The organism is Salinivibrio socompensis S35 (assembly GCF_000513715.1).
Classification (GTDB): Bacteria; Pseudomonadota; Gammaproteobacteria; order Enterobacterales; family Vibrionaceae; genus Salinivibrio; species Salinivibrio socompensis.
This window is the reverse complement of the sequence record NZ_AQOD01000070.1, coordinates 1-22,976: the sequence shown is the minus strand read 5'-3', so window position 1 is coordinate 22,976 and position 22,976 is coordinate 1. Positions and strand designations below refer to the sequence as shown.

The window sequence follows — 22,976 nt, the reverse complement described above, 5'->3', positions numbered from 1 at the left end:
GGTGTCTCTATAAGTATCGACATTTAGTTGAGAATGCTTTCGCTGAGGATTAAGCACTTCCGAGCAATATCAACGAGATATGATAAGTTAGCAAGAAATTACGCCAGTATGGTATCACTGGCGTTTACTATAATGTGGCTGCCGATGTATTGCTGAATAAAATGTGTACAGAAAAGATCAACACGCCCTAGAAAGGTGTCACCTTTTTATTGCTGTCGTCTACGTACGTCATATTTCTTTCATCCAGGTTTTATTTAGCCAGCAATTAGGGTTAATCTATTGATTGTTAAGATTTATTAACAAAACACTCAACCAAGGAAGGCTTATGAAAATCAACGTACTCGCCAGTGCCATGGCGTTAACATTATGCGGCTCAGCGTTTGCGGCTCAAGTACCCGATAATGTCACGTTGGCGGATGATCAAACCCTTATTTGGGGGGTCGCCGGTGAAGTGCCGACATTGGATCCGACCAAATCCAGTGACTCGGCCAGCAACAAAATCATCTCTGATTTATTTGAAGGTTAATGATTCGCAACCCAGAAGGCGAGGTTGTGCCCGGTCTGGCGAAAGACTGGGAAATCAGTGACGATGGATTGAAATATACGTTTCATCTGCGTGATGCAAAATGGTCAGACGGTGAGCCTATAACGGCTGACGACGTTATCTTTACCTTACGACGCGTGGTCGATCCTGTTACGGGTGCGCCTTACGCTTGGTATTTAGGGACCGCCAACATTAAGAACGCAAAAGCGATCACTGACGCGAAAAGCCAGCAGAGCAACTTGGGGTTAAAGCCATTGACGATCACACGGTTGAGTTTACCCTGGAACGTCGTACGCCTTACTTCCCCAATATGCTGACTCACTCATCAACGTATCCAGTACCACAGCATGCGCTTGAAGCGTTTGGTGACAGCTGGACCCGCCCCACCAATATGGTGAACTCGGGTGCCTATAATCTCACTAACTGGGTCATTAATGAGCGCATTGATCTTGAGCGAAATCCGCTTTATTGGAACGATAAAGAAACAGTGATTAATAAGACTTCGTATGTTGCATCAAGTAATGTCAATGCTGAATATAACCGTTATCGTACTGGCGAGATCGATATCACTTCGAGCTTCCCTTTGGAAGCGTATGATCAAATCAAAAAAGAGCGCCCGGATGAATTGATCACCATGCCGTCTTTGGCAACCTATTATTACTTATTTAATACCGAAAAGGCCCCTTTTAACGATGTCAGAGTGCGCAAAGCCCTGTCCTATGCCATTGATAGAAACATCATCACCGATATTATTCTCGGCCAAGGCCAAATTCCTGCGTATGGCGCTACCCCACCAGCGATTAACCACTTTGAGGCACCCAAACTTGAATGGGCGGAAATGAGCCAAGATGCGCGTTACCAAAAAGCCAAAACCTTATTGGCGGAAGCGGGGTTCACGCAAGACAATCCGCTGGAATTTGAGCTAGTTTACAACACCATGGAGTCCCACAAAAAACTGGCCCTGGCAGTAACCTCTATGTGGAAGCGCCATCTTCCGGTCGATGTCAACTTGGCCAACCAAGAGTGGAAAACCTTCTTACAAAAAGTGCTACAAAAAGATTTCGATGTCGCGCGGGACGGTTGGATTGGCGACTATAACGAAGCGTCGACGTTTTTAAGCTATTTTAGTAGTGATGGGATGAATAAAACCAGTTGGGGCAATAAGGATTATGATCACGCGTTGGATCAAGCACTGACGGTCGTTGATCCGGAAAAACGCAACGATTACTATCAAGAAGCCGAGCGTATTTTTGCCCGCGATATGCCCGCCATTCCGCTTTACTTCTACACCCGTAGTGTGATTAAAAGCCCTAAAGTGGGCGGTTATAACATAGAGAACCCGAATGAGTTACGTTATACCCGTAACCTATATATTACCCAAAACTAAGGGGTGTAGAGGTACAAACGCCACGCAAAGCAGTGTGGCGTTTTATTCTATGCGCTAAAAATAAAAAAACGCCAACCTTTCGGCCAGCGTCTTTCTCTAAATTTGGCTCCCCCAACTGGACTCAACGGGGGCGCCTAGCCCAGTGACATATTCCGCGCAGCGGAACTGTCAGTATGTCGAGGTGCACTTGGCTTCTCTGGGCGTATCCTTGATATAAACAAAAAAACGCCAGCCTTTCGGCTAGCGCTTTCTCTATATTTGGCTCCCCCAACTGGACTCGAACCAGTGACATACGGATTAACAGTCCGCCGTTCTACCAACTGAACTATGGGGGAATCGTCTTTGCGACAACGAGCGAGATGATAGGCAATCCATTATCTCAGTGCAACCCTTTTTTATGAAAATCCCGCCACCGTGAGGTTGAGTGGCTAAAAAGAGAGCATTTATCGGTAAAACATGGATAGATACCCCCAACCAGCCTATTCTTACTCATAGTTGGGCGAATAATTGGAGGCAACATGCAAGGAGAAAACCACGCGCTTGTCTTTGAATTTCCAGAGCACCGAGACCGTATTCATCACCTCAAGCAACACGATTCTGATTTTCAACTTGATGCGCAACGCTATCATCAGCTGGATCACCATATTCGCGGGTTAGAAATGAATCAAATCCCCACTAGCGATGATGTGTTTATCGCAATGAAGAAGCAGCGTGCCCATCTGAAGGACCGCTTATATCAAAAATTGCTGACTCATTGAAAGGAGCAACTCATGCGCACTTTGTATCCGGTAGTTTGGCTATTGTGCATGCTCATTGGCATGAGTGTGACACAAGCCGAAACACGACAAACGGACGCAACAGATCTTCACATTGAAACGGTAAAATCTGGGTTTGCGCAGTCCCTGGGGTATGTTGAACTGCCGGGGGGCGACATATTGATCACCGAGCGTAACGGCCAACTCAAGCGCTTAACACCGAATGGCTTAGTGGTGTCGATATTAGGCACACCCAAAACCGTGTTTCAAGAAGGCCAAGGGGGCTTGTTAGATATTGCCCTCGCGCATGACTTCACATCAACCCGTCGTATCTATCTCTCCTATGCGGCGGCGGATGAACGTGGACAAGCCGGCACCGAAGTGGTGATGGCGACGCTTTCAAAAGATGTGCTTATCGATAGCAAAGTGATCTTCAGCGCTCTTCCCAAGCGCGGTGGTGGCCGTCACTTTGGCAGCCGCCTGCTCGTCACCGATCAACACCTATTCATCACTCTCGGCGACCGCGGACATCGTGAGCGCGCGCAATTTACTGAAGATCACCTAGGCACCCTGGTGAGACTGAATCACGATGGTAGCGTGCCTGACACCAACCCCTTCACCAATACATCCACTGAACAACCAGAGGTCTTTAGTTACGGCCATCGTAATACTCAGGGGATCGCGCTTGATAATAATGGAACGCGCATTTGGACACATGAACATGGCCCACAAGGAGGCGACGAGCTAAATATTATTGAATCGGGAGGGAACTATGGCTGGCCCACTGTCACCTATGGGGTCAATTATGGGCTCGGTACACAAATTGGAGAAGGAACAGCCAAAACCGGAATGCGTCAACCTGTCTATTACTGGGACCCATCCATTGCGCCTTCAGGGATGATCATGGTTGATAGCACGCAGTTTCCAATGTGGCAGGGTGATTTGCTGCTCGGTTCATTAAAGTTTGGCCGCTTGGTACGGCTAGAACTCAATCAGGGTGAAGTCATTCACGAAGAGCGCATGCTAGATGGCCAGTTTGGCCGTATTCGCGATGTCATCCAAGCAAACGATGGCAGTATCTTGTTGCTAACCGACAGAAGAAACGGCAGTTTACTCAGACTCACCCTTTCACTATAAAACAATGTTCGATTAAGAAATACTGCCTGTTAACTCACCGTCATTATTAGGAACTGACAAACAAAACCGTTCGCCGTCAAAGTCGAGATTCGCGATCAACCACGCACTACGTGATTTACTGCGATCGTCAAACTGAAACCCACAAGAATGAGTCTGACCTTGTTTTCTATGGCTAATAATATAACCCGACATCGATAGATCTTGATCGGAAGCTATGCCATGTAACTCGAGTGTTGCTCGCTGCTTGGTAATGACTTCGCTCGACGCAGAGGGATAAGTAAAGAGGCATCCCCCGACAGAGATATCATTTATCATAACACGGACAGAAGGCGTATTATCCACAACAAAAGACGCTGACAACTGCACCGGAAAACGCTTATCTTGTCGCAACGGTGTTGCACTCGCCTTTTCTTGGTTGACTTCAATACATAATAGCGTATGAGGCCCCTCCAGGATGTTTTCAATTTTTCCACCAAACCGCACAAGTGCGCCATCAGGCGCAACACCATGAAGTTGCAGATAGTAACCCGGATGAAAGTATTGCCCTTTCTGCTGAACCGATAAAGCAGGGAGTTGTATATAACAATAACGCTTTCCATCTCCTCCCATTAACAATGCATTAAATCGGAATAACGCTTTCATCGGCGTTTGGATATGGACACGAACCAAGGCTGCGCTTCCTAGTCTTAACATTGCTTGTGTCGCAGCTAGAGTCACTGCCTCCTGATTTTTTTCAATCGCCTTCATTTGCTCCTGACGTGGCATGACCGTTCCTTATCTAAATTATCCACACTCGCTTTTATTGCTAAACTAGCCTATCCAATTTAACTATACTCTAGATTAGCTCATTCGGCATTCGACACAATGATTGAGCACTCAACAGTAATAGATCGTGTTTTCGACACATGATACGTTTTCGCTAATCATTAGCGCTCGTCATTATTAAGGATACGTTATGGCTCTGCTAAAACCATCCCTTCGCTCCTTCATACTCTGTTCATTGATTGTTTACAGTTATTCCGTCGCTGCCAGTAGTGATACTACCTGTGGGGATGTCACCATCGCTGATATGAACTGGAACTCTGCCACATTGATGGCCCATGTTGATCAGTTTATTCTCGAGCATGGCTATGGTTGCGATACGTCTTTAGTGCCCGGAGACACCATGCCAACGGGGGTGTCGATGACTGAAAAGGGCCAGCCTGATATTGCACCCGAATTTTGGACTAATTCACATAAAGTCATGTTAGATAAAGGGGTACAAGAAGGACGATTACGTTATGCAGGCAATGCCTTTTCGCAAGGCGGGAATGAAGGGTTTTGGGTGCCTAAGTATATGGTCGATGCCCATCCTGAGTTAGCAACCATAGACGGTATCAAAGCTCACCCCGAGCTTTTCCCGCATCCAGAAGATCCCGACAAAGCAGCTTTTATGGGCTGCCCTGCCGGTTGGACATGTCAGATCTCAGCAAAGCATATTTTCGATGCGCTTGAGCTTGAAGACGCCGGGTTTGAGATCATTGATCCAGGCTCAGCCGCCGGTCTAGCAGGCACCATCGCGCGAGCGTAAATGACCGAGAAAAACCTTGGTTTGGTTATTATTGGGCACCCACGCCGGTGATGGGAAAATATGATATGGTCGAAGTCGACTTGGGTGCCGATGTCGATCTCGATCATTATAAAAATTGCATCACCCAAGCCGAATGCCAAAATCCTAAAGTGACCGCATTTCCAGTTTCACCGGTTCATTCCTTGACCACCTCCTCGTTTGCCGAAGACGCACCGGCTGCGTTTAATTACATTTCGGGGCGTGAATATGATAATCAAGTGATGAGTGACATGCTGGCATGGATGGATACGTATCAAGCCGATGGAGAAATCGCGGCTGATGAGTTTCTCCGCCGTTATGGTGATTTATGGCATCAATGGGTCAATGAAGAAACCGCCCAACGTATTGAAAAAGCACTTCAATAATCGGAAATTCGTTAAATAGCAAGACGCTGTCGAGGCGATGCCTAACCTCAACAGCGTTGAGGCTAAAGATCAAATCACGCCCAGTTCACGCAAACGTTCCATCAGATAACTGTTGGCGGTGTGGCGAGAAGAGAGAACAACCTCAGGTTTCGGATGTAAAAACAACGGCAGCGAAATACGCGCTTTGGTTTTATCCGCCCCTTCAGGGTTAATCACCCTATGGGTCGTAGACGGAAAATACCCTTGAGAGGCTTCTTGTAACATATCGCCAATATTCACGATCAAATTGCCGAAATCACATGGCACATCTAACCAACTGCCATCTTTCGCTTTCACTTGCAGACCAGGCTCATTCGCCGCCGGAAGGATAGTGAGTAAGTTAATATCCTCGTGCGCAGCGGCCCGGATGGCACCTAGCTCTTCCTCACCGTTTAACGGCGGGTAATGTAATATGCGTAACAAGGTCTGCTCACTCCCTGCAATCATGCTAGAAAGTGATTGTGAATAATGCTCACTGACGCTGTCCGGCGATTGACGCTCAACCCATGACAACAAGGTTTCGGCCAAGCTGGTCGCTTGTTGGTAATAAGATTGCAGATTGTCACGTAGGGACGAAGGACACTGCCCCCAAGGGTAATAGTGGAAAAACTCTTTTAAATCGCGCTTGGTGTGGCCTTTCGCCGTTTCAGCAATTTTAGCGGGGAAAAAGCCATCTTGCGTATCTGACTTAAAGGTAAAATCGTGCTTTTCCTCGGTGTTAAAAAAGCCTTCCCATTCTTGGTAAATATCCGCCACTAGCTGCTGTTGTAGCGGATGGTTTTTAAGAACGCCAAAGCCTGTTTCACGTAAAGATTCAACAAATGCTTGCTCTGCATTCGGTGCTTGAAAGTCAATAGCTTGCAGTATCATAGAGTACTCGTAATCGTTTGCTTTTTATCGTGAGGTTGTCGCCCTCATAGTCTAACAGCGAGATCGGTAGGCACAACGCGATTCTGTACGCAGAAGGAAACACTTTATTTCCACACAGGAACAATATGTTAACAATGAGCAAACGTGTTTGGCGTGTTACACTCTGGCTTCATTAAACGCATGGAGGTTATATGGGCGTTATTCGTTGGATCCTTGGAAAAATTATTCTCGTTGTCGAGGCCTTAACCAAACCTAAGTCTCCCCAATTGAGTGCAGAACAAATGCAAGCGCTTGATCAGTTGTCAGATAAATTCACGCTTTATCAATTTGCCGCGTGTCCGTTTTGTGTCAAGGTCCGTCAGGCGAGTCGTAAATTAGGGCTCCCTTTAGCAACCAAAGATGCCAAACGTGATTTGGCTGCAAGGCAAGCGCTTGAACAAGGTGGTGGCCGCATTAAGGTGCCGTGCTTACGTATCGAGGATGATAGCGGAGAAGCGAGCTGGATGTATGAATCTGACGACATTATAGCCTACTTGAATCAGCAAACATCGGTTATAATGGAAAGTAATTAGACAATACACATATGAGTGTCTATCTTATTAGTGACAAAACTCCTTCGCTTGCCCTTGTTGCCCGATACATTTACCTCTGCTATTCGGGCATTGTTGGACTGCCCTTGCTTGTCGCTTGGGCAGCGTTTTTTACCTAAATAGTCCCTAAAACCGCAAAAGCAATCGTGCTAATCGCACCCACCACGATGACATAAGGAAACTGGGTACGAATATGATCAACATGGTCATTGCCCGTCGACATAGACGAGACAATCCCGGTATCACTGATCGGCGAAGTCATATCGCCAAAGATCGCGCCTGAAATCGAAGCGCCTATCATCAAGTGAGGGTCAATACCGGTTGCGGCACCAATCTGAATACCTATCGGGATCATGATCGCAAAGGTGCCCCATGAGGTACCTGTCGCTAGCGACATAATGGCTGCAATCACAAACACAAAGGCCGCTGATAATCCCGCAGGGAGAATGCCATCAATCACCTGGGTAATGTATTGCCCAGTGTGCAGATCAGCCGATAAATCGCCCATCAAAAATGCCAGAGACATAATCGCGCCAAGTGGCATCATATTGGCGTATCCTGCTAAAAGGTGACGGAAAAAGTCATCCAGCGACAAGACCCGTGCTCCGATAAAGAAAGCCATTGCGACCGCGGTCCCTGCCATCACCGCCCAAAAAACAGCGGTAGAGCCTGAACCAGACGCAATATCACCGTTACCGGTAACGAACAGCCCCACAGGCACCATTAAAATGGTCGTCAATAGAGGCAGAACAAAATAACTCACCTTTCCCAGAGGTTCATCGTCTCGCTGATGATCGCCGGCAATCGGAAAGGCACCGTCTCGTAATACTTGCCCCGCCGCGGCGCGTTTGTCCGCTTTTGCCATCGGCCCCCAGCTCGCGCCGGTGAATACGTAAAACAGTACCGCCAGCAAAGAGAGCCAAGCCATTAAGTTGTAAGGGATGGCATGCAGTAAAATAGTGAAGGGCTCACCCTCGATATACCCTTTACTCACTTGTACACCAATAATAGCCATCATCGCGGCGCCCCAACCATTGATCATCACACTTGAACAAGTTGCAACACAGGATGATTGGATCACATACGCCAACTTCTCGCGTGATACTCGATAATGATCAGCTAAATCACGACTCACGGTCCCCGCTGACATGATTGAAATAGAGCTTTCAATAAAAATCAGCATGGTGGTTACCATGGCCAGCAGTTGCACCGCAATCGGGTTTTTCACTAACTGAGCACGCTCGGTAAGCGCATGAATCACCGCCCGCGTGCCGCCTGTTACTTGGATCAGACGAATTAAGCCGCCCACCATAAAACAGAATAGAATTGTGCGCGTGTTGCCCGCACTGGCGAACACGCCGATATAACTATCCAGCGCCTTAGCAATCCCCGCAAGAGGGTTAAAGTTAGCAATGACGGTGTAACCGACCATGGCACCAGCCAACAAGGATAAAATCACTTGGCGCGTGACCACGGCGAGCACAATGGTGACAAGCGGCGTCACCACGGTCCAGATGCCATAATCAGTCATGATGCCTCCTGATCGAGCGCCTGCAGTAAATCATCAATCAGATCGCGACTGTCCTCAATCCCCACTGATAAGCGGAACGTGGTATCAAATACACCCATCGCCTTGCGCGCTTCTTCGCTCATGGAGCCATGAGACATCGAAGCAGAGTGATTGATCATACTCTCCACGCCACCGAGCGACTCAGCCAGGATAAAATAACGTAAACGACTTAAAAATCGCTCGCTGTCGGCCCGTGTTCCTTTTAACTGAATGGTGACCACAGCTCCCCCTGAGCGCATTTGTGCTTCGCAGAGCGCATATTGCGGGTGTGACGGCAACCTCGGATAAAAGACCGCATCAATGGCCGGATGATTTTCCAATGCAGTCGCCATGTTTAACGCGTTGTCGCACTGACGCTGCATACGAAGGTCGAGGGTTTTTAACCCACGTAAGGCAAGGTAGGCATCAAACGGGGAGGCGATCGCCCCCACGGTCGTTTTGGCAAAATCAATTTTTTTCGCTAACCCTTCATCCGCCGTAATGAGTGCGCCCCCAATCATATCGGAGTGACCCCCAATATATTTACTGGTCGATAACATCACGATATCTGCACCCAAGCTCAGTGGCGTTTGATTCCATGCCGTCGCAAAGGTGTTGTCCACACAGGTTAATAGATCGTGTTGGCGTGCAAATTGACAAGTTGCAATAATATCAACCAGTTCCAACAGAGGATTAGTTGGGGTTTCAATCCACACCATGGCAGTATTAGGTTTTAGAGCTGCCGCCACCGCGTCAAGATCGTTCAAGTCGACATAATCCACGCTTAACCCATTATTGCTGGCACGAAGTTTGTCAAACAAACGATGGGTTCCTCCATACACACCACGCATCGCAATAATATGCGATCCTGCCGGCAGAAGCTCTAACGCCAACGCCGTGGCTGCCATGCCAGATGCCGTCGCCGTCGCATAGGTACCTTGCTCTAATGCTGCCAATGCGGTCTCGTACGCGTGTCTTGTTGGATTGGCAACACGTGAATAGCCATAATCTGCCTGGTGGCTTAAATCTGACTGGACAAAGCTGCTAGCGGTATAAATAGGCGGGAACGCAGCATGATGACCTTTATCGGTTTGATCCCCACCGTGCACAGCGAGGGTAGAAAAATGCGGATTTCTCATGATCAGGCTCTTTATTGAGATAAAAAATCGCAAAAACGGCAAGTATAAGTCATTATTGCGGATAAAAACTAAAATACCATGATAATGCCCACACTCACTGGACTATTAGCAGAATTATATTCTAATAAATTCTATGTCATAACGAATCATATCCTAACGATTTATCCGCACTTTCTTGAGGAAGCGGCTCGCTCAAGCTAGCTTTAAGAAATGACAGAATAAGGAAGGTTCGACATGGCAACCATCGATATTGCTGCAATAACAAGATCTCATGAAAACCGGACCCTACATGTTGCTTTGTTAGCTGCAATATTTCTGGTACTACTGGGAGGACGTGTTGAAGCGAGGACGATGCTGACAGTATCCGGTGACGTGACCAAACAAACGTTCACCCGCACACAACTCATTCAGCTTGCTGATCGCACAATCAAAACACAAACGCCATGGACCGAGGAAGAACAAGTTTTTCTCGGCGTGTCTGCCCAAAAGCTATTAGAAACCCTCAATAAACCCGCACATAGCCTTAAGGCCTATGCACTGAATGACTATTGGGCGGTCATTCCCACCGACGATATCAACAAATATAATCCAATCTTCGCCATTAAAAAGAATGGCGACTGGATGCGGATTCGTGACAAAGGGCCTATTTGGGTAATTTATCCGCTCTCGGCATTTAATCAGCTTGATAATGAAGTGCTGCACAGCCGGATGGCATGGCAAGTCAACCGTATTGAAGTGTTGAAAGAGTAGCGTCTACGCGACTTTATTAAACGGGACGATTAAACGAAAAAATGGCTGAGAGCACCACTTGAGGTACAGAGCAAAATGGTCAAGCGCCCCCTTATCGCTTTTGTTATTTTTGTATTCACGGCGCTACTAATGACCGCGACGGCGCTTTATCAGTTTCATCAGGCCTATAGCAAACAAACACTTCATACCCAATTGTCAGCCTGGGCCCTCGCGCAAATGGAATTAGAAACCCTCAAATTTCGAAACGATTTAGCGCTTTATCTTGCCGATGATTCAAGTAATACACAGTCACTGCTGCTTGCCTATGATATTTTATGGAGTCGCTACGATACTTTTTTGAGTAGCAGAGAAACGGCAGCAATGCGACGCGCTTTCAATGCGCAACCTATCGTTCAGCGCGCTTTCCGGCTCATTCAGCGACATGAACAGGCCGTTTTAAACGAAAATCGCGCTCAACTTCAAGCATTGCTCAATGAAATGGACATTGTGCTCCCCCAAATCCGTAATCTGATGGTGAATAACTTCACCGGCCCTGCTGCTATCGAGCAGCGCGCATTTCTCGATCAACAAATCAAAGTCATGTACACCGCGATGTTTATACTCACATTAGTGCTGATCTATTTCGCGTTTCGCCTATATCGCAACAGCAGCAAACAACAAGAACTGGCGTGGCAAGATCGCCTCACCGGGCTACCAAACCGCAACTATCTTCTGGACTGCCTGTATAACGCTGCCCAGAGAAATCTCATACATACCCTGATCCTGATCGATATCCGTCGTTTTAAAGATATCAATGATTTGATGGGATATGAGCAAGGAGATACGGCATTAATGAAGCTCGCCAATCAGTTAAACAACATTTGTTTACCCTATGGCTATCCATGTGCGCGTATTAGTAGCAATGAGTTTGCGGTGCTCGCTTACTCTGATGGGCGTCATCTCAGTTTTTTCACTCAGCCTTTGTGTGACTCACTGCGTCATGCCATTGATAGTGTCTACCCAGGCCATCGATTATCCTTGGCGATAGGCATTGCAAAAAGCCTTGATATTGACGCTCACTCGGTGCGCAATCACTGGCAGTTAGCGAATCAATTGCTTAATAACGCTGATCTTGCCTTAATGAGGCCAAGCAAGCCCCGGTCACAAAAGACAGTATTGACACTTTTAAAACACAGTATGAACAAGAAGCGCAACAACGTCGTAGGCTCCGCGATGAGTTGAAGGCACACTTGGCCGACCCTTATCAGGACAAACTGTATACAGTATTTCAGCCTATTGTATCAGCGGATCCCAATCGATTAGGTTGCGAGGCTTTAGTTCGCTGGCATCACCCTGAATACGGTTCCATTAATCCAGAGATCATTGTAACTGTTGCCGAAGAATCAGGGCTCGGACAGCGCTTAGGCGCGTGGATATTGCAACAAGTCCATCAAGCGCTCAATACAGAATGGCAAAGTATCAACACTCACATTGACGTTGCGGTTAACCTTTCCGATTCATTTTTCAATGAGTCATTGATCGCTGATGTCATTAGTATTTTTGCCAAGCACCCTGAGCAGCGCAAACAACTCATTTTTGAAATAACAGAAACCATGACACTCGATGATATGGGCCGCCTCAGTCTCTTAATGAACCAACTGCGCGATGTGGGGATCCGCATCGCGCTTGACGACTTTGGCACTGGCTGGTCATCCATGGCAGTACTCAATCATTTAAGCTTCGACAAAGTAAAAATCGATCGTTCATTTGTTCACTGGGATGGCAAACACGCCACGGCAGCAAGTGCTCGTAGATACCATTTGCCACATGGCGCATCAACTTAAGATCCATGTGGTAGCCGAAGGGGTTGAAACCAGGGAGCAGTTAATTAGCCTCCAGCAAATGGGGGTGGATGAATTTCAGGGATATTTCTTTGCCAAGCCCCTATCGGCAATAGACTTTTATGCGTTTTGTATCGAGCATCTTAACCAAAAGAACGTCTTACTCTCTAACGATTAATCAAATACTTCTTCAATATCAACCACTTTTGATCGATTTACCGTGATTTTCCAGCGCTGATACACGGTTGGCTGTCCTTTTATCCGTTGGCAGCTGATCAGATTAAATTGGTGCCGCTTTTCTACCGAGTCTTTTAAAACTTGTCCATCATTAAGGCGGTACAAACGCTGGCTACCACGGTCCATTAACCGAGAAAAAGAGCGAAAATCAAATTTCCACACATCTCGGGTCGTGTCGTAACCCGATAAAAAACGGGTCATTTCTAGCTGTGTTTTTACCTTAAGCCGTACAACCGCTTCTTCTCGCTGGCGCAATTTACCGCGGCGTAGCTTTTTCACCTCATCGGGCAAGGTACTAAAGTCAAGGTAATCAAGCCACTCAAGTTGTCGTCCAATTTCTCGGTTCGACGTCGGGTCAATAAAGCGTTTACGCCATTTAGGTCGCCCCCGGCGAATCCACCGCCACAGTGCTTCACGCAAATCGTCTTTAAAAATCTCACGTAACGCATAGATCCCTGCCATCGCTAACACAAAAGACAACGTAATTTCACCCAGGTACTGACGCGCCTTAATGATCACCGTCGTCACAAAGAGCATCACAAACGCCGTTGCTGAGGCCTTGGCAAGCTTATTCAGATTATTGCCCAGCGCTTGTGGCACTTGTCGAATCGTGACAGGAAACTCGATCAATCGGCGAGCTAAACGCATTTTGTTGACCATACGCGTTGGGTCGCGAACCGCCTTATCCGAATTATAGCGATTAACCAGTCGATGCGCTTCTTCGGCCTGGCATAGCTCAATCAATTGCTGGCGGGCCGTTTTATACACGTTACCACGCGGCATATGTGCGAGTAATGACAGGAAGCGTTGTTCCGTTAACCAAGACAAGTAGTTATCAATGTTGTGGTAGTACTTGAGCAGCTTGATATTTTGTGGTTTGTAACGGCGTAAACGGCGCAATATTTCAACCGCCATTTCGATGGTATCTTGTAGCTGCTCGAGGGCATCGGCATCATCAAGTTCTGAAACCGACTCAAAAAAGTCATGGGTCGCCTTTTCTAGCGACAGTGCGTATTGATACGCATAAAGGCTCAGGCTGACACGGTATTGCTCAGTGGGGAGTTTATCGCGGCTAGCTAAACGCGCATGGACCAACGGTAAGTGATAACGCGACGTAAAGTACGTGCGACTGTTGGTAAGCACGCGGTGGTAAAAGTCGTCTTCAGACAGTACATGTTTACCAAACTTCAGTTCACCGGGAACAAAAAGGTAAAACGCCACTTCTTGGGCGCTCACTTCCTCATTGAGCACGGCGACCCTAACGGACAGCCCCTCATGTTTGTCTACTGTGATCACGACGACTCTCCTGTAAACACCACTATCTGTGCGCCACGTCGATCTTGTTTGATTACCAGGTTACTTTTGGACAAAAACGACGCATCGCGTTGTTGCCGCGAGTATCGCACATTTACTCAGGCACTGTTTAAAAACCTTGTTATCCGCTCAAACCGAGTGGTTAATTTATAGCCAATCTGTATCAATAGGGTTGGCTTCCGGCTCTTGCCTGGACTGTTACTATCGCTTACAAAGAAATTAACGGGGTTATCCACAGATACGGTAGATAACTTTATTCACGATACGCTAAATGTAGTTCAACGATCACCAGATATAGTATGCATTTTTGCGCTCAGCAACCTGCGGGCCAGGCAAAAAAAGAGCGAGCCCAAGCTCGCTCTTTTTCCGTTCATGGCGCCTTAATACGCGCTAACTCGACACGATTTGGCGCAGACGCTCTTGCACCACAGTCACCAGTAAGTCAGGCTGAAACTTAGAAATAAATTGGTTACACCCTACTTTTTCAACCATCGCTTCATTAAAACTACCACTCAAAGAGGTGTTTAATGCAATATAGAGATCACTCATTCGACTATCTGATCGTATCTCGTGGGTGAGTTTGTAGCCGTCCATTTCTGGCATTTCGGCATCAGTAATCAACAACAATATTTCGTCGCTGACATTCTTACCTTCATCACACCACCCTTTTAGCAACCTTAGTGCCTCCGCACCATTCTTTTTCATGATGCATTCCACCCCAAATTGCGACAGTGTTTCACTCACCTGAGCACGTGCCGTCGATGAGTCATCCACGACTAATACGCGCTGACCAGCCATATAAGGCGTTAGTTGCGGGTCAAGCACATCCTCTGATACACCGACTTCATAGGCGACAATCTCTGCCAGTATTTTTTCCACGTCGACAATTTCAACTAATCGGGGCTGCCCATCAAAATCTTGCCGGGTAATCGCTGTGAGGTAATTATTGCGTCCTGAGCTCGCCGGTGGCTCCATGATTTCATCCCAGCCCATGTTCTTGATATTAATCACCTGACCAACCAAGAAGGCTTGGATAGTACGATTGTACTCGGTCACGATGACGTTACATTCATCAGACATCCCAATGGATCCCATCCCAATCGATTGGCGCAAGTCAATCACCGGAATCGACTTACCGCGGATCATTGCAACCCCGCGAATATTTGCATGAGAGCCCGGCATTTGGCTAAGCTTTGGCACCTTGATCACTTCGCGGACTTTAAAAACGTTGATAGCAAAAGGTTGGTTAGCACCCAGATAAAACATTAATAGCTCAAGGCGGTTCTCACCCACCAGCCGTGTCCGCGAATCTACCGAATCTAAAATATTGGTCATAGTTCACTCAACCGTCGTGTTACTGCTCATTCGCATGTATCCGGACACGTATTTGCTTATCGACGTGCCGCTGTTAACGACTTTTCTGTTGTGCTCTGGGCACCGAGACAAAAAAAAGTCTAGTCTTATTTTAGGTAAGATATGGCGACAGGCAACCTATTTGCCCCTATAGGTGCACCTGACGCCTATCAGCTTACCCGTTTTAGTCCCATATTTTAACAAAAGATGCTAGGCAAAAGCGTGGCTGACACCACGTTTAAATAGGACTATCAATAAGTTTCAAATATGAGACAATCTGGGAAGAAACTTGTATATTTCTCCAGTTCACCCCCTATCCTTGTATAAGAATAGGTGAACAATGATAAGACTGTTACCATTACTAAACGATTGACGATTACACGCAGAGTGATGCTATGAAGAGCAAAGCTAATCAAGCACAAGGTATGTTGATGTTCCGCCTCACCGCCACCCAATCCTTTGCGATTGGTACGCTTAAAGTGCGGGAGATCACTCCTTTTCAGCCGCTCACGGATTTACCTGGCTCTCATCCAACGGTGATAGGGACCACCAGTTTCCGTGGCATCGCCACCCCCGTGATTGATATGGCTAAAGCCATTGGCTACAAGCCTATTGACAAGTCTGAGTGGGAGTCCTGCTATATTATCGTGACGGACTGCCAACGCCGCGTGATGGGTTTTTTGGTGCGTGGCATCGATAAGATCAGCGAATGTGATTGGCGGTCTATTTCTGAACCACCTGAAACGTTGGGCACACGTGCGTTCTTAACCGGTGTGATGCATATCGACGACAAACTAGTGCAGCTGCTTGATGTGGAATACATCATGGAGCATATTTTCCCCTCTGATCCCGACAAGTTGCACCCTATCTTGGCCGACGTGGATCGTGAGAAGCTCAAGCCGATGAATATTCTACTGGTTGATGATTCGTTAACCGCCAGAAGGCAGCTTTCAGAGGCGTTAGATAGCATTAACATTCCCTACTTTGTGACCAACAACGGCCTTGAAGCGCTGCAGATGATGAAAAACGCCGCATCCGCTGGCAAGCCATTTGACATTATTGTCAGTGATATTGAGATGCCAGGCATCGATGGTTACGAGTTAGCATTTGAAATCCGCAACGATGATAAATTGGCAGAAGCTTACTTAATCTTGCATACCTCGTTGTCCAGTGACATCAGTGTTGATCGTGCTAAACAAGTCGGTGCCCATGAAGCACTGACTAAATTTGACGCCACTGAGCTGGTTCAAGCCATGTTGCGCGGCGCGATGATGAAAACCTCTGGCTCATCGGTTAAATTAGAAGGTAGCCCAACCGACTATTAGGTCGATCGAACAAGCGATGTAGATCTATCGAACAGGCAATGGCTGGGATTGATATGAGTCATAACACTGTCAATACCAGCCTGCTATCTTTGCCACCATCAAACAAATTCACCGAGGTGTAGGATGGTTGAAGAAACGATGGTTGAAAAGGTGTGCGCCCTAGGTATCTCAATACCAAGATTCATACTGACGCTGCTCTTACCCTCTCGGCGACTCAAGTGACCAAAAACTCCCCACTTCAAGCGGAAAAAGGCTGGGTTTGCTGCCACGCTTGTGGTTTAATTTTTTCATACTTCAAAAAATAGAAGGCGACTATGATGACCAGCGTATACGAGATCGTTAAGCACTCTCGACAAAAGAACAAGCTAAAACGCGAAATCCAAGACAACGACAAAAAAATCCGTGACAACCAAAAACGTGTTGTCTTGCTCGAGAACTTGTTGGACTACATCCAACCCGAAATGTCGTATGAAGAGATCGTTGAAATCATCAAGAATATGAAAGGTGATTACGAAGACCGCGTCGATGATCACATCATCAAAAACGCGGAGATTTCCAAGCAACGTCGCGAAATCAGCCGCACCATTAAAGACCTAACCAAGCAAAGCAAAAGCGGAAAATAATCCCGTTGCTTAACCGACGAAAAGAAACCCGCTAAACGGCGGGTTTTTTATATCCTGCCAAAAAGGCGGTTTTTTATATAGCAAGAGGGTTGGCGATAGGTTCACCAAACATCGGTAGTGGCCGCTCATTGCCATCATCGTAGCCAATGTTAAACCGCACACGGTTGATGCAGATTTTCTCTTTTCGCTCACTCAGCACATCAAACAAACTAAATCGTTCGCTCAGCTCAGGATGTGCTTGCTGATACACACGAAGGGTGTCAGCTAACTGGCGATAGAACTCAGCTTCGCTAATTCTAAGCGACACAAACCATGGCGAAATAAAACGTAACGTCGTCACGAAATGTCCCGTGTACAGGTCGTGAACCAGATAGTGTGGAGGCAAGTGTTTTATCGCCTCCCGCACATTTTGATCCAAGTTCTCTAGTTCTGGAAACGGTTGATCGACAAAGCGTAAATCACCGTGGAAATCCTTGATCATACAGCCCACTGGCACATCCTCCTCAAGCACCACGGTAATGTTTTGTCCATGGGCGACGAGCCCAATCCCATATTGGCACAGCAAGTGATACAGGGGGACAACGACATGGTCGAACAAACGCTGCAGCCACTCGGTGGCGGTCAACGACGTACGCGCAACCAGGGCTTCGACACAACTCACACCATCACCTCCCGCTTGCATCAAGGTCGCCATACTCATGGGTCGCTGATTTGATAGCAGCAGACTTTCCGCGCGTTCACGCCAGACACATCCCAACATTTCGTGATATTTGTAACAGCTATCTATCTGCGATTGATAAGGCTGCGGGCAGTACACACCTGCGACTTCTTGTTGCACATACATACCAAGGCGCGACAATAACTCATCCTGACTCACACACGCTGAGAGCCATTTTGAAAGCACGGGCCCATGAGCAATGAAGTTGCCAGGCACGCCGCGATAGCAAGAGGTATTGAGAATAGTCAAAGCGGTTTTGACGTCGTATTTTCCTTGGTTATCCACACGACTTAACGTACGAATCGACTGTTGTGGTTGCCACAGCTCCGCACAAGTACCCAAATCAATCATTTCACCAGAGGCCAGTAACGATGCATACTGGCTATAAATATAACGCTGCATCTGCCACGGATGCACCGCCATAATGAGATAATCACCATGCTTATCCGTCGGTAACCGTGTCATGAGCGCATCATAAGAGGCTGGCGATAGCGTATCGGTAAGCAACACGGCCTGATCCAGCCCGTCACGAAAGCCATGTTGCGCACATTCTCGATGTACTGCAATGTAATGCAAGACAAAAGCATTCCCGTATTCAGGCGCATACTGCTGACTCTCTAGCTTTCCCCACCCTAAACGGCCTTTATTGGCAAGGAACTTGGGATGGGCATCCAAATAAGGCTGACGATCGGTTTCTGATAGCGCCACCAACTTATCGGCTGGCATCGCATCTAACATCGCAAGATGCTGCTGCTCGGCGGCGAGGGTTGCCTGTAGCTCTTCGATAAAGCCACCGAGGTGCAGAGGTCCATCTTGATCACAGGTTGTAAATCCATCACCAGCGAAATAAGCGCAGGCTGTTGATTGTCATCACGTGACACACTGCCGATATCCACGATCACCATGCCCCAAATACTCATGGTGCCAGAAAACAGCCACTCTGCATCGGGTAGCGCCAACCTAAACTGTCGCCCTTCAAAGGGATCAACGGTAATGGCATTTTCAAAATGAAGCTCACTGATCGCTTTGGCGAGCAGTTTCTGATTGGCAGCTTGCCAATAATTCCCCTGCATTTCTTATGTCCTTTATGCGTTATTTTTCACCAAATTAGGTGAAATGTGGCAATTCAGTTATCAATGTATTGACATAAGGAGCAAAGATCAATAATCATAATGATATCCATTATCATTTGATATTGGACAAAGGTAGTGACTCAGATGTACTGCAGGGACGCAGCCTCACCTTACCCTGCAGCGTTGTGACGAATAAGGATAATTATGAACACCAAACAAGCAGTCCGCTTCTCACTTTCGCCACTGGCGTTCGTGATCAGCGCCCATCTCGCCCATGCCGCGCCTTCTGCGGCGAATACCGAAACCATCATTGTGACCGGCAGTAAAATTCAAACCACCATCGCCGATTCCGCCAGCACTAACTGGGTGATCACAAATGAAGAATTAACGCGTGAAATTCAAGGCGGTGAATCGTTAAAAGGTGCATTAGGTAAATTGATCCCAAGCTTTGACTTTGGCAGCACCAACGCACGCACCAATGCCTCACAGAATCTACGTGGCCGCAGCGCGCAGATCATGATTGATGGCGTGGCTCTGAATGCCGCTCGAACCATCAGCCGCCAACTTGACAGTATCGACCCCTTTAATGTTGCTCGTGTTGAGGTACTGTCGGGAGCAACCTCGATTTATGGCGCGGGTGCAACCGGCGGTATTATCAATATCATCACCAAACGAGGTGACGCTGGCGATGCACAGTTAGAGGTCCAGACAGGCGTCACCACTGGGTTTAATAACAGTGACGATCTCACCAAGAAAGCCGCGGTTGCGGTATCCGGCGGTAGTGAGACCTTGCAAGGGCGCTTGTCAGTGGCGTATGAAGGCAAAGGCGCCGCCTACGACGGCAATGGCGACCCTATCCTGCCCGATGTGACTCAAACCGATACCCAATTCAATGACAGCATCGATGTGATGGGCAGCGTAGATTACCGCCCAGATGACGAACAGCATCTTTCCCTAACCGCGCAATACTATGATAGTCAGCAAGACAGTGACTACGGGGTCTGGTTTGAAGATACTACCGATTTAAAAAGTGACGTTGAGCGCCGTAAAGGACTCAAACTTGATGAACAGCCATTCACTGAACGTTTGATGCTCAACACCCAATATAGCCATGCAAATGTGCTAAATCATGCCTTGCTCGCGCAAGCCTATTATCGGGAAGAAACGTTCGGCTATTTCCCATTTCCACGCAACGGCTTATTTAGCGGCTCAGAGCAAAGCAACGATGTTTATGGCTTAAAAGTCTTACTGGAGAAAGACTGGCATAACCTCACACTTAGCTACGGGTTGGATTACAGCAAGGAAGAGTTCCGCGCCAAGCAATACGTCTATGATTCAACAACCAGTGCTACAAGTCATGGCTTAGAGTTTGAGAAAAAGGGTACGATCGGTCGTTATCCTGACTTTGACACTCAAAATGCCGGCGTATTTGCTCAAGCAGATTGGGCCGTTAACGAGAAGCTAAATGCCTTTGCCGGATTGCGCTACCAGTACACTAAATACAAAGGCAGTGACTTTATCGGCTTTACCCGGCAGGCTTATATTCTGCTCGGCGTATTGCCAAATGCGGATGCCATCCCAGGCGGCACTACGGACAAGGATATTTGGCTCGCGAATGCGGGGCTCAAGTATGACCTGACAGAGAACCAACAAGTTTGGGCTAACTTTAGCCAAGGCTTTAATATGCCGGACCCAGGAAAATTCTACGGAAAAGGCAAGTATTCAGGTGGCACCCTCACCAATAGCGTGAGTGTTCAAAACACCGAATTGGATGGGGTAAAAACCAACTCCTTTGAGCTGGGCTGGCGAACTCAGCAACAAGATTACAATGCACAAGTCGCCGCCTACTACTCGATTTCGGATAAGTCTTACAAATACAACAGCGATCTCGATGTCACGTTAGATAGCGATAAACAGCGTATTTACGGCATTGAAGGACAGATCAAGTACTACTTGACCGATACGTGGTATAGCCGTGCAAAGGGCCACCTCGTGCAAAGCGAAATCAAAAATAATGGAAGTTGGGATGAGCTGAGTATCTACAATGCCAGCCTCTACCGCGATGGCGGCAGTGGGTTACGATAACTTCGATTGGGCACAGAGCTCAACCTACAGCACGTTGGCAATCTGTCTGACGAAGATGGCGATAGACTCGAAGGCTATGAGCTTGTCGGCCTCAATGGGTACTACACCTTGCCGGTGGGCCAACTTAACTTCGGTATCCAAAACCTGTTTGATAAAGACTACCAAACCATTTGGAGCCAAAAGGCTCAGAAAGTCTATAACGGCCTTGCTAGCCCTAAAATGTTTGACTACGCCGGCGTTGGCCGCACCTTTAGCTTAAGCTACAGCGCCACGTTCTAGTCGTATTACCATTCGCGCCCAGCCCTCGCTGGGCGCCTTTTCTCCTAATGTGTTTAACCCGTCTTTGCACGAGAACACTGCCCCAGTAAGCCCGTGTCTGTAAGGAGTTGTCATGACACACCCTCTAAGTTTGAATGCGTTTTTCAATGCGTTATTTGTCGAACATCCGCATACGCATGTGATAAAGGGTCAGCCCGATCATGCCTGTTTTCCGTGCCAATACGGTTCACTGCTACTACCTCTCACCTACACCTCAGCAGCTGGGCGTCATCGCTATCAAGGTGACATATTGTGGCAATCTGACGAGGGAGATGTCACACCCACGACCTTTGCCGATGCGGTCCATCGCATTGCAGAATCGGTACCTGAAGTCAGTGGCGAGCATCTCGACCGCTTTGCATCGCGTGTAAGCCAATCTGACGCCTATGTGCAGAGAGCTGAAGCACACTGGCAACACAGGTTCGACGACCGCTGGCCACAGCGTTTTATCGAATCGGAACAGTCTCTGACCGGCGGGCATAGCATGCACCCGGCTCCAAAGAGCAATGAACCGCTGACGCCTGAACAGCAAGAGGCGTATTTACCCGAATTTGCGCAGTCATTTGCGATTGAATGGTTTGCCGTGGCGCCGGGACAATGGACAGGCGAAGGGGTAAATCACGATGTGCTCGACACCTTGCAGGCATTGTTTGTGGATAGCGTGGGCTTAACCCATGCGGCCAATTTGCCGCAAGGCTGGCTCCCCTTGCCCATGCACCCGTTACAAGCGCAGGCGTGGCGTGATAGTAATGACGCAAAGACACTGAAAGACAGCGTGATTGATTTAGCCTTGACCAGTAGCGGCTGGTTGGCCACCTCATCGTCACGCGCCATTTATCATCCCGACCATCCGTGGATGTTAAAAGTCTCACTGCCTGTCAAGCTCACTAACTCAGTACGGCTATTGACCGCCACCGAAGCCAAGCGTGGTTCATTGCTAAGCAAAATGCTGAACTCGGGCCCCGGACAAACCTTACAGCAGCGCACCCCCACCACCACCTTTATCGAAGAACCGATCTGGTGCACCATTGTGTCCGCGCAAGGCGAGTCCTTATCACTGCCTTTGGTGAGCTTGCGCGACAATATTTTTTCCCGCCAGGCCGATCAAGATGTGCATCTGCTCGCCAGTATCAATCAGCCGCATGTGCAAGGCAGTCAAATTGGCGCGTTAATCGCACAAGCCGCGCAGCATCATCAGTGGTCACAGCCCGAAGCCGCACACCATTGGTTAGCGGCTTTCTTACACCATGTCCTGTATCCACTGTGTTTGGCTCGCAGTGATTACGGTATTTTATTGCTTGCTCATCAGCAAAATATCTTGCTACGCACGGAGCAAGGCTTGCCTTGTGCCATGATGTACTGAGACTGCCAAGGCA

23 protein-coding genes, 1 tRNA gene and 2 pseudogenes are annotated in these 22,976 nt (G+C 47.8%); 17 read left to right on the top strand and 9 right to left on the bottom strand.

From position 1 onward, the window contains the following. From DZ54_RS24120 to DZ54_RS20370, 4 genes and pseudogenes are all read left to right on the top strand, one after another. Positions 1–156: pseudogene (locus tag DZ54_RS24120) on the top strand (transposase); the annotation flags it as partial. Between the two features lie 169 nt (positions 157–325). Then, the gene (locus tag DZ54_RS25955; protein WP_240473946.1) at positions 326–526 is read left to right on the top strand and encodes a hypothetical protein; all 201 of its coding nucleotides are present in this window, start codon (positions 326–328) and stop codon (positions 524–526) included. After that, positions 526–861, top strand: coding sequence for an ABC transporter substrate-binding protein (locus tag DZ54_RS25950; RefSeq protein WP_240473945.1), 336 nt, complete (start codon positions 526–528; stop codon positions 859–861). Before DZ54_RS25955 ends, DZ54_RS25950 begins: the two co-directional genes overlap by 1 nt. After that, positions 855–1,931: a peptide ABC transporter substrate-binding protein gene (locus DZ54_RS20370; protein WP_420804847.1), complete on the top strand. Its 1,077-nt coding sequence runs from the start codon at positions 855–857 to the stop codon at positions 1,929–1,931. The genes DZ54_RS25950 and DZ54_RS20370 overlap by 7 nt, the downstream gene beginning before the upstream one ends. Positions 1,932–2,190: 259 nt before the next feature. Here DZ54_RS20370 and DZ54_RS0108940 read toward each other — a convergent pair. Beyond that, positions 2,191–2,266: transfer RNA gene (locus DZ54_RS0108940), tRNA-Asn, on the bottom strand. Between the two features lie 183 nt (positions 2,267–2,449). Here DZ54_RS0108940 and DZ54_RS20365 point away from each other — a divergent pair. Next, on the top strand, positions 2,450–2,689 hold the full coding sequence (locus DZ54_RS20365) for an HP1242/YdcH family protein (RefSeq protein ID WP_037354033.1): 240 nt from the start codon (positions 2,450–2,452) through the stop codon (positions 2,687–2,689). A 12-nt stretch (positions 2,690–2,701) separates the two neighbouring features. Beyond that, a complete protein-coding gene (locus tag DZ54_RS20360; RefSeq protein WP_037354030.1) occupies positions 2,702–3,823 on the top strand; it encodes a PQQ-dependent sugar dehydrogenase in 1,122 nt (373 codons plus the stop codon). A 12-nt stretch (positions 3,824–3,835) separates the two neighbouring features. Here DZ54_RS20360 and DZ54_RS0108930 read toward each other — a convergent pair whose 3' ends face one another. Then, entirely contained in the window at positions 3,836–4,570 is a 735-nt protein-coding gene (locus DZ54_RS0108930; protein ID WP_164831571.1) for a PilZ domain-containing protein, read from the bottom strand. 208 nt (positions 4,571–4,778) lie between these two features. On the opposite strand from DZ54_RS0108930, the pseudogene DZ54_RS20355 reads away from it, so the two are divergent. Continuing rightward, positions 4,779–5,797: pseudogene (locus DZ54_RS20355) on the top strand (ABC transporter substrate-binding protein). 69 nt (positions 5,798–5,866) lie between these two features. Here the strand turns inward: DZ54_RS20355 and DZ54_RS0108920 are convergent. After that, positions 5,867–6,706, bottom strand: a complete 840-nt coding sequence (locus tag DZ54_RS0108920) for an isopenicillin N synthase family dioxygenase (RefSeq protein WP_025673821.1) — start codon at positions 6,704–6,706, stop codon at positions 5,867–5,869. Between the two features lie 191 nt (positions 6,707–6,897). Here DZ54_RS0108920 and DZ54_RS0108915 point away from each other — a divergent pair, with 191 nt between their 5' ends. Further along, on the top strand, positions 6,898–7,278 hold the full coding sequence (locus tag DZ54_RS0108915; protein WP_025673820.1) for a glutaredoxin family protein: 381 nt from the start codon (positions 6,898–6,900) through the stop codon (positions 7,276–7,278). Positions 7,279–7,411: 133 nt separating this feature from the next. Here the strand turns inward: DZ54_RS0108915 and DZ54_RS0108910 are convergent, their stop codons facing one another. Both DZ54_RS0108910 and DZ54_RS0108905 read right to left on the bottom strand, forming a co-directional pair. Next, entirely contained in the window at positions 7,412–8,827 is a 1,416-nt protein-coding gene (locus tag DZ54_RS0108910) for a Na+/H+ antiporter NhaC family protein (RefSeq protein ID WP_025673819.1), read from the bottom strand. Beyond that, positions 8,824–9,984, bottom strand: coding sequence for a trans-sulfuration enzyme family protein (locus DZ54_RS0108905; protein WP_025673818.1), 1,161 nt, complete (start codon positions 9,982–9,984; stop codon positions 8,824–8,826). The genes DZ54_RS0108910 and DZ54_RS0108905 overlap by 4 nt, the downstream gene beginning before the upstream one ends. 234 nt (positions 9,985–10,218) lie before the next feature. On the opposite strand from DZ54_RS0108905, the gene DZ54_RS0108900 reads away from it, so the two are divergent. The 4 genes from DZ54_RS0108900 to DZ54_RS23435 all read left to right on the top strand — a co-directional run bounded on the left by DZ54_RS0108900 (position 10,219) and on the right by DZ54_RS23435 (position 12,732). Continuing rightward, on the top strand, positions 10,219–10,734 hold the full coding sequence (locus DZ54_RS0108900) for a putative pterin-binding protein (RefSeq protein ID WP_025673817.1): 516 nt from the start codon (positions 10,219–10,221) through the stop codon (positions 10,732–10,734). A 129-nt stretch (positions 10,735–10,863) separates the two neighbouring features. Continuing rightward, positions 10,864–11,955, top strand: coding sequence for a GGDEF domain-containing protein (locus DZ54_RS23445; RefSeq protein WP_164831570.1), 1,092 nt, complete (start codon positions 10,864–10,866; stop codon positions 11,953–11,955). Positions 11,956–11,963: 8 nt separating this feature from the next. Then, the gene (locus DZ54_RS23440) at positions 11,964–12,557 is read left to right on the top strand and encodes an EAL domain-containing protein (protein WP_164831569.1); all 594 of its coding nucleotides are present in this window, start codon (positions 11,964–11,966) and stop codon (positions 12,555–12,557) included. Then, positions 12,541–12,732, top strand: a complete 192-nt coding sequence (locus DZ54_RS23435; RefSeq protein WP_051415975.1) for an EAL domain-containing protein — start codon at positions 12,541–12,543, stop codon at positions 12,730–12,732. Before DZ54_RS23440 ends, DZ54_RS23435 begins: the two co-directional genes overlap by 17 nt. On the opposite strand, the gene DZ54_RS0108890 is transcribed toward DZ54_RS23435, so the two are convergent. Beyond that, complete coding sequence (locus tag DZ54_RS0108890) at positions 12,729–14,087, bottom strand: hypothetical protein (RefSeq protein WP_025673816.1); 1,359 nt, start codon at positions 14,085–14,087, stop codon at positions 12,729–12,731. The genes DZ54_RS23435 and DZ54_RS0108890 overlap by 4 nt on opposite strands. 408 nt (positions 14,088–14,495) lie before the next feature. Beyond that, positions 14,496–15,440 (bottom strand): chemotaxis protein CheV, encoded by a 945-nt coding sequence (locus DZ54_RS0108885; protein WP_025673815.1) that lies wholly within the window; start codon positions 15,438–15,440, stop codon positions 14,496–14,498. Positions 15,441–15,853: 413 nt separating this feature from the next. Here DZ54_RS0108885 and DZ54_RS0108880 point away from each other — a divergent pair, with 413 nt between their 5' ends. Together DZ54_RS0108880 and DZ54_RS0108875 are read left to right on the top strand one after the other, a co-directional pair. Further along, the gene (locus tag DZ54_RS0108880) at positions 15,854–16,783 is read left to right on the top strand and encodes a chemotaxis protein CheV (protein WP_025673814.1); all 930 of its coding nucleotides are present in this window, start codon (positions 15,854–15,856) and stop codon (positions 16,781–16,783) included. A gap of 317 nt (positions 16,784–17,100) precedes the next feature. Then, positions 17,101–17,406 (top strand): DUF496 family protein, encoded by a 306-nt coding sequence (locus tag DZ54_RS0108875; protein ID WP_025673813.1) that lies wholly within the window; start codon positions 17,101–17,103, stop codon positions 17,404–17,406. Positions 17,407–17,479: 73 nt separating this feature from the next. Here DZ54_RS0108875 and DZ54_RS20345 read toward each other — a convergent pair whose 3' ends face one another. Continuing rightward, on the bottom strand, positions 17,480–18,862 hold the full coding sequence (locus DZ54_RS20345; RefSeq protein ID WP_051415974.1) for an IucA/IucC family protein: 1,383 nt from the start codon (positions 18,860–18,862) through the stop codon (positions 17,480–17,482). Next, complete coding sequence (locus DZ54_RS23430; protein WP_051415973.1) at positions 18,856–19,197, bottom strand: hypothetical protein; 342 nt, start codon at positions 19,195–19,197, stop codon at positions 18,856–18,858. The genes DZ54_RS20345 and DZ54_RS23430 overlap by 7 nt, the downstream gene beginning before the upstream one ends. A 204-nt stretch (positions 19,198–19,401) precedes the next feature. On the opposite strand from DZ54_RS23430, the gene DZ54_RS20340 reads away from it, so the two are divergent. The 3 genes from DZ54_RS20340 to DZ54_RS20335 all read left to right on the top strand — a co-directional run bounded on the left by DZ54_RS20340 (position 19,402) and on the right by DZ54_RS20335 (position 22,963). Beyond that, positions 19,402–21,282, top strand: a complete 1,881-nt coding sequence (locus tag DZ54_RS20340) for a TonB-dependent receptor (protein WP_051415972.1) — start codon at positions 19,402–19,404, stop codon at positions 21,280–21,282. 6 nt (positions 21,283–21,288) lie between these two features. Continuing rightward, positions 21,289–21,561 (top strand): TonB-dependent receptor, encoded by a 273-nt coding sequence (locus tag DZ54_RS23425; protein ID WP_051415971.1) that lies wholly within the window; start codon positions 21,289–21,291, stop codon positions 21,559–21,561. Between the two features lie 112 nt (positions 21,562–21,673). Next, complete coding sequence (locus DZ54_RS20335; protein WP_025673812.1) at positions 21,674–22,963, top strand: IucA/IucC family protein; 1,290 nt, start codon at positions 21,674–21,676, stop codon at positions 22,961–22,963. Positions 22,964–22,976: the final 13 nt, after the last annotated feature.